Genomic DNA, 14,079 nt, shown 5'->3' with positions numbered 1-14,079 from the left:
AATTTGGGATTAAATATTTATTCCTTTATCAACGGAGTAACTATAGGGAGTTTTTTTCAATGAAGTCTCACCAAGTAAGTTTTGCATGAGCGCTTTGAATTTTTTAATCTTTTTTGGGATAACTTTAGATAAGCCCGATGTTTACCTACGATTCAGGCATTCTATACCGTAGGTGTTAATAGCGCTGTAGCATATCTTTTTTAAAAAAGCCTCGCCAAGGAGAGATTGCAAAGTAAGCATTTATGTTGCTAATTTAAGTTTTTAGGTTAATGCTATTATTTGAGCATTGACTCTATAAGTCCGTAATCCTAGTTTCACTGCTGTCAGGCTATCTATTAAATTAAACTCTAAACAAGAATTAAATAGATTTTTGCCAGAATTTTTCCTAATTACAATGTCCTTACTGTGGTTTTAATAAATTTGTCTTATGTCACTTCTGCAGTAGTAACTATTATCTTTAAACCTAAGATAAACAGGTTGCCAATTATAAATTTTAAGCATTTTAGTTAAAGAATTATGTAAACATAAAAAATTGTTAAAAATTTTTTATATTTTTCAAAAAGTTAACTTAAATAAAATAAGCCTAGCCTACTAATTTACTATTTCTTTCTCTAAGTTTGTAAATCGTAATTTAGCAGAATAAATTTTTAATTTTATCAATTATCTAACTTCTATACCATTTTTCTATCATACTTAATAATTAATTAATTAATATTGTTTATAATATAAACAAGTTGTGAAATAAATTGCATGTTATAAATCACTCTTCATTGTGCTTTGTAGATAGTAAATCCTTCATTGATTATCTGATAAGTGCACTTGAGGTAAGGAATATGCCACTAAATACAGGACGTGAAGGTATAACTAACAGTTGAAAGTTTATTAGTGAGAAAAGCCATGCTAGAAAAAGAAGAGATGCAGAGATGCCATTAGCAAGTAAGTTTTTAAAGTATGTAAGACAGGGTAAGTATTTTCGCGCCCTAGAATTTATAAGCGAGGTTACAGAAAAATATCAAGCAGTTTTTGATAAAGAGCATAAAGTACTGACAGAATTAGCCATGCTAAATAAAGAAAAACTGCCAACACGCCCAGTCATAGGAGCAGGTGAGCTAAGAGCACTACTAGAATATGAACTTTGTCTAGTTGAGCTCACTCAGGATGATTTAGATAAGCTCAAATTTTTAAATAGTTATCTTGCTGATCAAGTTGGGCTGGGTCACTTAAGACTTAGTGCGTATACGCTTTTTGAAACGGCTATAAGAGTAAAAAAAATACAAGATGATGGAGAAAAAACAGACCTTAAAGGTGTTCTTTCACGCTTAGAAAACCAATTGACATCTATAAAAGCTATTAAGAGTTTTTCAGCAGAAATTCCTGACACTTCAGAAAGTTCTGAACTTTCTAAGCTTTTAGAGCAAGCTAATAATAATATGACTAAAGAGGACCTAAAATTTAAGGATGAGCCTCTAGAAGTACCGGAGGTTAAAAATCATATTAAAGAAATGGAGCCGTCAACATTTAAAAGTTTTAAGATGAGCCTTGTAAAATATGGTGATAAAACAAAGGTAGATATATCAAAGGAATTACAAGAGTTAAAAGCTATACGATTCGGCCCGGACTTTACACCAAAAATTGGTCCAAGCTTTGCACAAGAATGTGTAGATCACTTAAGAAAAGGCGAATACTATCAAGCTGCCCAGTTTATAGCTGTCTTAATGTCCAGATATGAAAAGATTTTTAAATCGGCTGGCAAACCGATCGCTGCTGATGAATTAATTCAATTAATAACTTATGAATTATCACAGACGGATCTTAATGAAGAGGATCTAGAGAATCTTAATGGCTTACTGGGTTATATCGATCTGAATCAAGCCTTAGTAGTAGGCGGAGGCCCGTTAGTATTTTATTTATCTACACTACGTTATAGTATGCTCCCTGTTATCAGTCTTAAGAAGAGGGCAATAGCGGAGTCCCGAGTTGCAGAGACAAAGGAAATTGTTGATTCAACCTCTATTACATCTTATGCCGATTATAAAGCTTTTAACAAGGATGATTCTGATTTTTCGAAGGCTGTGAGTAAGGCAGGGGTTAAATATGGAGTAGCTTTGCCTCCTGTAGAGAGAACTGCTGAATCAACAGGCTTGGCACATCCATACATAACACAAATGAGCGATGAAGTTTTTGATAATTTTAGACAAGATTTTAAATTACTTGAAAAAGAAATAAGAAAGGTGAAAGGGGCAACTTATCGGATTGATATGGATAGCCCAATAATACAATCTGAGCTAATAAGACGAAAAAAATATAAGGAGTTAGCAGAAGTAGTTAGAAGTCGAATTGCTGTAGCTCGAGGTGAATTACCTGACAATGTAGATAAAAAATCAGTAAGAAAAAGTATAAAAGATGAATTGGTAAAAGAGTACTTAGCAAATGTAATTATATGGGAAGGTATACAAGAAGGTAAGAATATCCAGCAAATAGCAGCTTTGCTTACAGAAGCTATAGAAAAGGCCTATGATGATAAACCGACTAAATTTCAATCCGAAGTAAAAGGCTTAAATATAAATGATTATATAAGAAAAAGGATAGTAGAAATAAGTCCATGGGAAGCTATGGAAAGTACAAAAGACGCTAAGGAGATAGAAGAGGAAGTAGAAAATTTTATAAGTAAGTTCTATCCTGATCAAGAAGTTTCAGAGGTAGTAAAGCAAGCAACAGGTTTAACTATAAGCGATTATATAAGAACAGAAATAATAAAGGAAAGTATAAAGGATGCAGTAAAAAAGGGTATAAAAGATGCTCAGAAGATAGAAGAAGAATTCACAAAAATGATACAACAGGCATATTCTGAAAGTTCTGTTTTAGAAGTTGTAATGAAAGCGATAGAGGAGAAGTCAGTAAGAAATAATATAAAGGATAACTTGGGGAAAGAAAATCTAGTAAACATACTTATATCGAGTGCTAGAACCCAAAAGACCGCTCAGGAAATAGAAAATTTAGTAAAAGAAACTGTACAACAAGTTTATCCTGAGAACCCTACAATTTCTAAAGTAGCAGGCTTAGATTTAAAGGACTTTATAAGAAAAAGGATAGTAGAAAAAGATATATGGGAAGTTATAGAAATAAGAGAGTTAAAGGACGCTCAGCAGATAGAAGAAGAATTCACAAAAATGATACAACAGGCATATCCTGAAAGTTTGGTTTCAGAAGTTGTAGTGAAAGCAACAGGTTTAACTATAAGTGACTATATAAGATCAAAAATAATAGAGAAAAGTATAAATGATGCAATAAAACGGGGTATAAAAGATGCTCAGCAGATAGAAGAAGAATTCACAAAAATGATACAACAGGCATATCCTGAAAGTTTGGTTTCAGAAGTTGTAGTGAAAGCAACAGGTTTGACTATAAGTGACTATATAAGATCAAAAATAATAGAGAAAAGTATAAATGATGCAATAAAACGGGGTATAAAAGATGCTCAGCGGATAGAGAAGATAGTTAGAGACACTCTAGGTAAGGCTTATCCTGATATAGCGGCTCAAGATCTAAAAGGCTTAGTCCAAGATGCTTTAAATCGCGCCTACCCTAGCAACTTCCCTGCAGTTAAAGCAGCTGCAGCTAAAGTAGCTGTCGTTATACTTCCCGCTGTAATAGGTGCCATTATAGGTACATTATTAATGCCTGGTGTTGGTACTGTCATTGGTGGCTTAATTGGTGGCGGCGGTGGCGCTGCATTAGGCTTAAGTGGGGTTGGCTTTTATGAGTTATATAGAAAAAATGCGGCTCTGGGTACACTGGTTACTACAGCTGGTAGTGCAGGCTTAGGCGCTGCAGTTGGGGCGATTATAGGTACATTGGTTTTTCCTGGTGTAGGTACTGCCATTGGTGCAGCGCTTGGCGCAGGCGCCGGAGCCGCCGTGAGTCTTACCGGCACAGGCTTATATAACTTATGGAATAAAAATCGTGCGGCAGGAACAGTCTTAACTACGTTAGGTAGCGCAGGTTTAGGTGCAGGGATTGGCGCACTTCTTGGTACATTAGTCTTTCCAGGTATAGGAACGGTTATTGGTGCAGCCCTGGGTGCTGGAGTTGGCGCTTCAGTAAGCTTAGTAGGCACTGGTATTTATAATGCTATAAAGACCAATCAGATATTTGGCATAGCCCTCACAAGCCTAGGTACAGCAGGCTTAGGAGCCGGCGTAGGCGCCTTATTGGGTAGCCTTGTCTTTCCAGGAATTGGCACTGTCATTGGCGCAGCTATTGGCGCAGGGGTTGGTGCAGTTCTCCCTGGACTTGCTGCTCTAGCAATTAAATTTTGGCAATTTATTGCTAATAAGCCAGCAAAGAAAGAAGATAAAACCGAACCAGATATAAAAAAGATAGAAAATAAGAATGTAGAACACTCTAAAGATAACGATCCTTTTGCCCCTGCCAATCTTAATGTTATAGGTTCAGTTTTACCTCCGCCGAATAGGGTAGTTAGTGTTGAGTCTATGCATGTCGTTCCTCCTGATACCTCTCCTTCTAGGCCGATAGAGGTAGATGAACCAGTAGGAACGGGAGTAATGAATCATACTAACGACGATAAACAGGAAATACCATCTCCTCAGTCCAATTCTTATAATGGGTCTGTAATATCGTTAGTGCAGGGGCTTCAGGCTAAGGCTACACTTGGTGAACAAGAGTTTAAGGACGATTATAATCCTAGCCAAGATGATTCAACAACATATAAACGATTTTTTGTGTCTCAACCAAAGCCAAATTCAACTGACAACGACCAGCCAAAAGAGAAAAAAAGTAGTCGTAATATGCTACTTTAGATTGGTACTAAACAAAGATGTTTTGCTTTAAGCTTAACAGCTACACAAATAATAAAGTAAGCTTAACCTGGGTGAAGGCCGTCAAGGCTAATACCTAGGTTTCACTTTTTTCACCTAAGCTACTTTTATTAACAAGAATACCACTGACTTTTTGACCGCTCAGCTAATTCTAAATTAATTTAATCAGAATAAAGCTCTATTGCTTACTAAAATTAACCTGAGATGAAAGTATTATAAATGACAAAATGAATCTTATTACAAAGTTATTTTGTCTAAATTATGTAATCCTTTTTTTAGGATTTTAAGCTGGTATTGGTCCATTCTTAGCAATTTATTTAAGCTTAATTTCTCTAAGTAGCTTTCCCTAATTGGAGTTCGTATTTGTTCAATAAATTTAAATTTTTAAAATCTAATACAAATTATTTTTATGCACTATAGTTATAAAAATACTTAAAAGCCTAGCATGGCAGTTCCAGTAAAAGGGAATAGTTATGGATGAGTTAATTATAAAAAAGGAAGTCTCAACTTCAATTCCTTCAAAATATGGCTCTTTTGAGCTCTCATTATTTACCACTAATCAAGATAATAAAGAGCATCTTGCTTTGACATTCGGTACTGTACAAAATGCTGATAATATTTTAGTTAGAATTCATTCAGAATGTATGACGGGTGATATCTTAGGATCATTGCGTTGTGATTGTGGTGAGCAGCTGCAAATGAGTATGAGTCAGATTGCGCTAGAAGGGTTTGGCATTATTATTTATTTACGCCAAGAAGGGCGAGGAATTGGCTTAATTGAAAAATTGCGTACTTACAATTTGCAGGACTTAGGAAAAGATACAGTCGATGCTAATTTAGCCTTAGGGCATAAAGAAGATGGCCGCTCTTATGAGGTTGCAGCCCATATTCTCAAAGAGCTACAAGTTAAATCTATACGGCTGCTTACCAATAATCCACAAAAGGTAGAAGCTTTAATTCAGTCTAATTTAAATGTAATTGCCAGAGTTCCTATCAAAGGCACTATTCATTCTCATAATGCTTTTTATTTATTGACCAAAAATAAAAAAATGCAGCATATTTTTGAAGAGCATGATTTAAAAGAATTAACCGATAAATATTCATCTTTAGTTAAGAATAATAAACCTTTAGTGACCTTAGCTTATGCGCAAAGTTTGGACGGCTCTATTTCTTATCGTCAAAAAAAGCGTCTTATGTTAAGTTCAGAAGAGTCTCTGGTAATGACGCATAAATTACGTGCTGAAAATGATGCCATATTAGTCGGTATAGGGACTATTCTAGCTGATGATCCACTTTTAACCGTTAGGCATTGTAAAGGTAACAATCCGCAGGTGGTTATTTTAGATAGTAAATTGCGAACTCCACTGACAGCACGCATTTTAAAAAATACAATGCCGCCCATTATATTTACAACTATTGCCGCTAGTTCTGAAAAAATAAAAGAACTAATCAAGAAAGGTGCGAAAGTTATTTTAATTAAAGCAACCAATGAAGGAAAAGTTGATCTAAATTTAGCTTTAAAAGAATTATTTAGTTTAGGTATTAAAACACTTATGGTTGAAGGTGGAAGAGGAGTTATAACGAGCTTTATTAATGAAAACCAGGTTGATAAAGTTATTATTACAGTCGCTCCTATTTTTGTCGGTGGAATTTCAGTGCTGTCAGAAGAGATGCAGGAAAATTTCGGCTTCCCTAAATTAAAAAATATACTGCAATATAAATTAGGTAAAGACATTATTATTATGGCTGACATAGCAAGGAGTTGATAGTGATTTGAGAACAGCGCTGTTATCTCTGCGTAGACCAGAATCTATTTTATGTAGGCACGGTACCAGTATTGGGATGGATTTCCGCCTGCGCGGAAATGACACTGTTTTAAGTTAGCCCTGTCATTCCCGCGTAGGCGGGAATCTATTTTTATGTAAGCACAGTGCCAGTATTGGGATGGATTTCCGCCTACGCGGAAATGACAATAATGATTAGGTAGCGCTATTTAAAACAGTGCTGTCATTCCCGCGTAGGCGGGAATCTATTTTTATGTAAGCACGGTACCAGTATTGGGATGGATTTCCGCCTGCGCGGAAATGACAATAATGATTAAGTAGCGCTATTTAGAACAGTGCTGTCATTCCCGCGTAGGCGGGAATCTATTTTTATGTAGGCACAGTGCCAGTATTGGGATGGATTTCCGCCTACGCGGAAATGACACTGTTTTAAGTAGCACTATGGGGAAGAATAGCCCTGTCATCCGCCTGCGTGGAAATGACAATAATGATTAGGTAGCGCTATTTAGAACAGTGCTGTCATTCCCGCGTAGGCGGGAATCTATTTTTATGTAGGCACGGTACCAGTATTGGGATGGATTTCCGCCTGCGTGGAAATGACAATAATGATTAGGTAGCGCTATTTAGAACAGTGCTGTCATTCCCGCGTAGGCGGGAATCTATTTTTATGTAGGCACGGTACCAGTATTGGGATGGATTTCCGCCTGCGCGGAAATGACAATAATGATTAGGTAACGCTATTTAGAACAGTGCTGTCATTCCCGCGTAGGCGGGAATCTATTTTTATGTAGGCACAGTGCCAGCATTGGGATGGATTTCCGCCTGCGCGGAAATGACAAAATTTAAGTTAACGTTGTGATATAAATGCTTACAGGAGTTGTCAGTGAAAAATTACGTCTTATATTTTGCAAAAGAAAATCAAGCTGCCATTCTAGCAGAGCCAATTCCAGAGCCTAAAGGCGATGAGGTACTGATTAAAAATCTTATGTCGGGAATAAGTGCTGGCACTGAAATGCTTTTTTATCGCGGATTAATGCCCAAAGATCTCTGTCTAGATGCTACTATTCCTTCACTGCAACATAAACTAACTTATCCTTTTAAATATGGTTATTGCTCAGTTGGTAGAGTGATTGCTACAGGTAATGAGAAATTAAATTATTTACTAGAGCGCCTGGTATTTGTATTTAACCCTCATGAAAGTTATTTCTGTGTCAAAGAGCAACAAATTATCTTATTACCAGAATTTATTTCGCCTCAAGATGCTTTATTTATTCCAAATATGGAAACGGCAATAAATCTTGTTTTAGATGGTTCCCCATTAATAGGGGAAAATGTGCTTGTTTTAGGCCTTGGCATTGTTGGGCTTCTAACTACTGCGCTTTTGCAGCAATTTCCGCTATCTACTCTTATCGGCTCTGACTTATACACTAAACGGCAAGAGTTAGGGCAAGCATTAGGAGCCCATGCTACTTTCAATGCAACTCACCCTGAATTTCTTGTGGAATTGAAAAATTATTTAAGTAATCTAAAAAATAGTGATATTGATTTAATTTATGAGCTAACTGGTAATCCAGATGCACTTAATGCTGCTATTGCTCTGGCTCCTTATGAAGGGCGTATTGTACTAGGCTCATGGTATGGAGATAAGCCTTGTAATATCGATTTAGGTGGTCATTTTCATCGCAATCGAATCAAAGTTATTGCCAGTCAGGTGAGTTCTATTGCATCTAGGCTACAAGGAAGGTGGACTAAAGCTAGACGATTTGACATGGTTTTTAAAATGCTTGCAAAGATTAAACCGGCACGTTTTATTTCGCACACTTTCCCCATTACTGAAGCTAACAAAGCTTATCAGTTACTTGCTACCAACCCAGAAGAGACATTATTAGTCGCTTTAAATTATGAGGAATAACATGCATAGCTTAATGTTAAGAAAAAATTTCATTGCCCAACATTTTTTAATTGGAAAAGATTTTGGCCGTGAAAATGACAAACATTCTCACCATTATTGTTTTGAGCTTGAAATTGAGAGGCCAGAACTTGATGCATATAATTATATCATCGATATTGTCGAGGTTAAAAATTATATTGATCAAATAATTGCTGAATTTCAAGATAAAACTTTAAATGAACTTCCTGAATTTATAAATCAAAATCCAAGCCTTGAACTATTTTCTAAAATTCTTTGGCATAAATTTCATGATAATCTTTTTCTACCCACTAACTGCCAAATTACCATTAGGTTGTGGGAGGATGACATTGCCCAAGCTAGTTATAGAGAATATTAATAGATTAAAAATGAAAAATATTTTTTAACTCCGCTACTTACTTCCAGTAACTTGTTTACGGGATCTAGTGACTATAGGAGAGACTCTTACTGGATCCCGTGGACAAGCCACGGGACGTAGGTTTTGGAGGCAATTTTTTTAATCTTCTGCCTACATTCCGCAACTTGTTCGCGGGGTTTAGTAGTTATGGGGAATCTTACTAGATCCCATGAACAAGCCACGTGACGTAGGTTTTGGAGGCAATTTTTTTAATCTTCTGCCTACATTCTGCAACTTGTTCGCGGGGTTTAGTAGTTGTGGGGAATCTTACTACGTCCCGTGACAAGCCACGGGACGTAGGTAGGGATGGGAGGCAATTTTTATAATCCTCTGCCTACGTCCCGCGACTTGTTCGCGGGATCCAGTAACTGGAGGTAGGACCTCATTGGAGCCGGTGGGCAAGGTACGGGAGGTAGGTCTTTTGAAAATATTTTTCAACAAGTTTGCAATTTTTTTCCTATGCAAAGCAACATAGAGAATATTAAATGCGAGTAGGATTAATTATTTATGGTTCTATTAATACCGTTACTGGTGGATTTATATATGATTATAAGTTAGTCGAGTATTTGCGTTCACAAGGTGTTTTAGTCAAAATTTTCTCACAGCAAGAAAAAAACTTCTTTGGTTTACTTGGTAATAATTTTTCTAAAAAATTATTACAAGACGTTATTGATTTCTCCCCTGATATTCTTTTAGAAGATGAGCTGAATTGTATTTCATTATTCTTGTTTAATAAAAAATTTAAAAAAATAACTAATATTCCAATTATAAGTATTGTTCATCTTTTGCAATCAAACACTAAGCAAAAATTTTTAATAAAAGCGTTAATTAAAAAGATTGAATATCTTTATCTTAAATCGGTAACGGGCTTTATTTTTAATAGCCTTGCTACAGAAAAAACAGTTGTAGATCTCATTGGTAAAAATAATAATTCATTAGTTGTTTACCCAGGTAAAGACAGACTTCAACTTAATATTTCTAAAGAAGAAATTCTACTCAAATTTAAAGATAACAAATTAATGATCATTTTTGTAGGTAACGTACTTTATAATAAAGGTTTGCATATTCTCTTAAAAGCTTTAGCAAAAATAGATAGTAATCTTTGGCAATTATCTGTTATAGGCAAGTTAAATGTTGATTTAAAATATGTAAAAAAAATATTTAACATGATCACACAGCTAAGGCTTGAAAATAACGTAAAATTTTTTGGCTTACTTGACATCGAAAATTTAAAAACACAACTTCTCCTACATCATGTACTTATTGTTCCTTCTTATTATGAGAGCTACGGCATTGTTTATACAGAAGCAATGGGTGCAGGCCTTCCGGTCATTGCCTGTAAAGTTGGCGGCGTGCCTGAAATTATAGATGACCATACCAATGGTTTTTTAATTACACCAGGTAATAGCTCAATCCTTCAGGATAAAATCCTTAAGTTACTTCAGGATCAAAGATTACTTAAAGAAATGAGCCTTGCTTCTCTTGCTACTTATCAATGTATGCCATCTTGGACTGAAACAATGGCCAAGATGTATACGTTTTTACAGCAAAATTTTATTGAAGTAGCCAAAAATTAAGATGCAATGAGATATTCATCTAAATTTGATTAAATACTATTTTGTTCAAACTTTACTATATAAACATTGATGCATAAAAGGTAAATAATCCCGTGAGTTAGCCTTATTGAGTTTTTAAATTAAATCATTATATCTGGCAAATAGGTGCTGCGGAATTAATTGGTTTGCTTTCAAGGATAGTTTTAGCAGGTTTAAAAAATACCATAGTATTTTTAGCCAAGGTTAAAATATAGGTGGCAGTATTAGCTTCTTTTACGAGTTTGGATAGGTCATGATGAATTATACTGTTGTCATAGCGCCATTTCTTGAGTTGTTCCTGTTGACTTATATGAAGTTGATTATATAAAGGCGCGTGTTGGTTAAGTAAAAAATTAACAATATCATAACGGTCAATTTTTGCTGCTTGTAACGCCGCATCATTATTCATTACAAGTATTGCTTGAAATTTATCAGGCGCTTGCTTAGCAAAGTAATCTAGCATCGGTAAATGTCCGCTTTTTATTATCCTTAGAAATTTGCTACTAGTGGCTGCAATCATATTTTGCAATTTATCAGGTGCTTGCTCTGCTAAATATTTTATTACCAATAAATCGCCTTTTACTGCTATTTTTAAAAATTCATCGTTATTAAGTGCGGCAATCATTTCTTGTAATTTATCAAGCATTTGTTCAGCGAAATAATTTAATATTGCTAAATGGCCATTTATAGCTGCCTGACGAAACGCTTCATAATTTTTTGCAGTGATCATAGTTTTTAACTTATCAATCATTTGCTGAGCAAAATAATGTAGTATTATTAAATGGCCATTCATTGCTGCCCAGCGAAATGCTTTATAATCTTTTGCAGCGATCATATCTTTAAGCTTATTAGGCATTTGCTGAGCAAAATAAATTAGTATTGCTAAATGTCCTTTTTTTGCTGCCAAGCTAAACGCGTCATAATTATTTGCTGTAACCAGAGATTGAAATCTAACTGGTGCAAGCGTTGCTAAATATTTTATTGCTAATAAATGACCCCCTATTACTGCTTCGTTAAATTCTTCCGTACTAAGCGCTGCAATCATAGCTTGCAGCTTATCTGGTGCCTGCTTTGCTAAATATTTTAATATAGCTACATGCCCATTTGTGAAGGCAATTCGAAAGGCATAATAATGTCTTTTTGCAATCATGATTTGTAGTTTTTTTGGAGCTTGGTCTGCTAAAAATTTTAGTACCTCTAGCCGACCATTAGCTGCTGCCCAGCGAAAGGCATAATAATCCATTGCTTTAATCATGGCCGAAATTTTATTTGGCATTTTTTCTGCTAAGAACCTTAGCACTTCTACATGCCCATTCTCAGCAGCTTCTCTAAAAGCATAATAATGTCTTTCTTTTACCATTGCTTTCAATTGGTGCTTAACCCGAATGTTAAATAGGCTGTTAGCAGGAATTGCAAATAACTGCTTTAAACCCTCAAGATGATTAATTGAACAAAGGAAGGTTACAAAGTTAACTTTAAGTACAGGAAATATATGACTAGAAAGAAACTGGTAATAATCTAAAATGAGGAGCTGCCGTAATTCATCTTTAATAAGAAACCTAAAAGGATTGGCTAAAAAATGATTTAAACGAGGGTATTGAGCTAATGTCCTTTGATTTAGATAATGCATAAAAATTAATTTTTTTTTGCATTTTATATTAAGTTGTTAATAAATCAATCAATATTAGCTTTGACACGACATAATCAATGTGTATTAAACTGTGTTTAAGTCCATTAGTAAAAGTAGCCTAAGTAGAGATCTGCACTTCCCTTAGGTCTCACTTAGGCTAGCTGTCGAAACTGAAAAAAATCAGCCGAATTTGATACTAAAAAAGCTTTATGTTCAGCTTCTAGCTTAAATTTAATATCAAGTTCTCCTTATGTGGTTATTTCGATTCAAAAATTACTGACATATAGCCCTCGCTACCATCTCCGGAATGCATTTTTGCAGTAACGATAGCTCCACTTGCACTCTTAGAAGTACTATATAAAGTACCTTTACTGGAGGTTTTCTTAGCAAAATCAGTCGTTGACTGTTCTGGTGTCGCAGAGACAAGACAGCGATTAGGTCCACCGAATAAACCACTAAGTGGAATTTCCCAGCCAACATAGACTGAATCTGGGAAGGGTGGGCATGCAACGAAATTATAAGAACCTAAACTGCCGATAAGAGCCATATCTCTTTTACTGGCAGAAAAAAGTCCTACCCAATAATTCGCTTCACGACCTTCCGGTAAATCTATGATAGTTCGTTTATTAAGGGCATTGCGTTGTTTTTCATCCAAAGGATCTACGAACTGGACTGTTTGTTTGCCATTGATAGTGGTAATACCTTGCATGATTAAATCATGGTCGGTCATATTAACGAGCACAGTGTAAACAACTGCTTTTTTCTCCATCATCCATAAAATGATTTCAGCAATAATTGCCACTACAACGGTCGCAACAAATGCTTTTGTGGCATTTAATGTCACGGCTCGTATACCCTGTATAGCAGATGAAAGACTAGTATATCCTGCCATACGAGCTACTTTATAGGCATTATAAGCTCTCTTAAGCCAAGCAAATACGCCAATTGAAAGGCTAATTTCTGCAAAAATGCCATCGCCGCTGCTCAATTCTAGTGATTGCATGACGCGAAGGCGGAAAGTAACCATTTTTTCAAGTTCTTCACCACTGGCGTTTTTCCATTCTTTTGCTTCTTTTTCATTAATTCCCCAGGCGGGCATTACCTGAACATCGTCCCCCATGGCGAGCTTGAAATCGTCAATATCTTCATCCTTAACACCTAAATCAGATTTGAGCTTTGTAAGATATTCGTGTGCTTTCTTCTTAGCTTCTGCCATTCCATCTGGACCTTTAGCGGCGTATGCTAACCAATCTATGCCCCGCACTTCTTTCTCATGGCGAAAAATATCATTAATAAGTTCAGCCTGAGACATATTGGTAAATTTTTTGATTAGCTCTTTGATCTTAGGATCTTCAATTAATGTTGCCATAATTAATATCCCTATAAAATTGATGCAATTGTATAATCCATTCGGCATTTAATAAGCTTCTTATTATGCAATTTAATAAAGCGATACTGGCCAAATGACCGTTTGCAAATTATATTAAACTTGCAAAATCATAGACTTAGGCACAAATAAAGCTGTATTAATTAAACTGCTTAATAGCGAGCAATTTAATATTAGCTCCTGCTGTATGTGTTTTGCAGCCCAAAAGCACTGCCTAACTTATTTTAATACCTTAATCGAAGCTTAAATAATATCGAACTTAGGTTAATTACATCGTCTAGAAACTTCTGTGCAATAATCTCTGGAGTCAGTAAATTAACTTAAAGCGTTTAAGTATCGCCTTTAAGCTATGCGTTCATTTACTTTTGGCATCGACCAAAGCAATAACTTAGAGGATTCGTGCCTCATCATAATTATAGCTAATCGGCAAGATAGGTGTATTTTAAAGCTCGGCTTGAGTTTATTTTGTTTTACTTAACTATATTAGACCTCTTGCATAACCTATTTAGTTTACGCGA

The 14,079-nt window shown here is 35.5% G+C and carries 7 protein-coding genes; 5 read left to right on the top strand and 2 right to left on the bottom strand.

Annotated features, from left to right (window positions below):
- Window positions 1-923: 923 nt before the first annotated feature.
- From ACNVED_RS13005 to ACNVED_RS12985, 5 genes are all read left to right on the top strand, one after another.
- Window positions 924-4,820, top strand: a complete 3,897-nt coding sequence (locus tag ACNVED_RS13005; RefSeq protein ID WP_419419418.1) for a hypothetical protein — start codon at window positions 924-926, stop codon at window positions 4,818-4,820.
- A 491-nt stretch (window positions 4,821-5,311) separates the two neighbouring features.
- A complete protein-coding gene (ribA, locus tag ACNVED_RS13000) occupies window positions 5,312-6,604 on the top strand; it encodes a GTP cyclohydrolase II (RefSeq protein ID WP_419419417.1) in 1,293 nt (430 codons plus the stop codon).
- Between the two features lie 901 nt (window positions 6,605-7,505).
- On the top strand, window positions 7,506-8,534 hold the full coding sequence (locus ACNVED_RS12995) for a zinc-dependent alcohol dehydrogenase (RefSeq protein ID WP_419419416.1): 1,029 nt from the start codon (window positions 7,506-7,508) through the stop codon (window positions 8,532-8,534).
- Window position 8,535: 1 nt separating this feature from the next.
- Window positions 8,536-8,910 (top strand): 6-pyruvoyl trahydropterin synthase family protein, encoded by a 375-nt coding sequence (locus ACNVED_RS12990; protein WP_419419415.1) that lies wholly within the window; start codon window positions 8,536-8,538, stop codon window positions 8,908-8,910.
- Window positions 8,911-9,434: 524 nt separating this feature from the next.
- A complete protein-coding gene (locus ACNVED_RS12985) occupies window positions 9,435-10,526 on the top strand; it encodes a glycosyltransferase family 4 protein (RefSeq protein ID WP_419419414.1) in 1,092 nt (363 codons plus the stop codon).
- A 127-nt stretch (window positions 10,527-10,653) separates the two neighbouring features.
- On the opposite strand, the gene ACNVED_RS12980 is transcribed toward ACNVED_RS12985, so the two are convergent.
- Together ACNVED_RS12980 and ACNVED_RS12975 are read right to left on the bottom strand one after the other, a co-directional pair.
- Window positions 10,654-12,174, bottom strand: coding sequence for a hypothetical protein (locus ACNVED_RS12980; RefSeq protein ID WP_419419413.1), 1,521 nt, complete (start codon window positions 12,172-12,174; stop codon window positions 10,654-10,656).
- A 256-nt stretch (window positions 12,175-12,430) separates the two neighbouring features.
- Window positions 12,431-13,543, bottom strand: a complete 1,113-nt coding sequence (locus ACNVED_RS12975; RefSeq protein ID WP_419419412.1) for a hypothetical protein — start codon at window positions 13,541-13,543, stop codon at window positions 12,431-12,433.
- Window positions 13,544-14,079: the final 536 nt, after the last annotated feature.

Source organism: Legionella sp. D16C41 (genome assembly GCF_048541585.1).
In the GTDB taxonomy this organism is placed as follows: Bacteria; Pseudomonadota; Gammaproteobacteria; order Legionellales; family Legionellaceae; genus Legionella_C.
The sequence above is the reverse complement of the archived record's forward strand: the minus strand, read 5'-3'. Positions and strand labels throughout refer to the sequence as shown.

What these genes read in the sequence shown, in the direction of transcription:
- ribA (WP_419419417.1), top strand. Translation starts at nt 5,312, where the DNA reads ATGGATGAGTTAATTATAAAAAAGGAAGTCTCAACTTCAATTCCTTCA.
- ACNVED_RS12985 (WP_419419414.1), top strand. Translation starts at nt 9,435, where the DNA reads ATGCGAGTAGGATTAATTATTTATGGTTCTATTAATACCGTTACTGGT.
- ACNVED_RS12980 (WP_419419413.1), bottom strand. Translation starts at nt 12,174, where the DNA reads ATGCATTATCTAAATCAAAGGACATTAGCTCAATACCCTCGTTTAAAT.
- ACNVED_RS13005 (WP_419419418.1), top strand. Translation starts at nt 924, where the DNA reads ATGCCATTAGCAAGTAAGTTTTTAAAGTATGTAAGACAGGGTAAGTAT.
- ACNVED_RS12975 (WP_419419412.1), bottom strand. Translation starts at nt 13,543, where the DNA reads ATGGCAACATTAATTGAAGATCCTAAGATCAAAGAGCTAATCAAAAAA.
- ACNVED_RS12990 (WP_419419415.1), top strand. Translation starts at nt 8,536, where the DNA reads ATGCATAGCTTAATGTTAAGAAAAAATTTCATTGCCCAACATTTTTTA.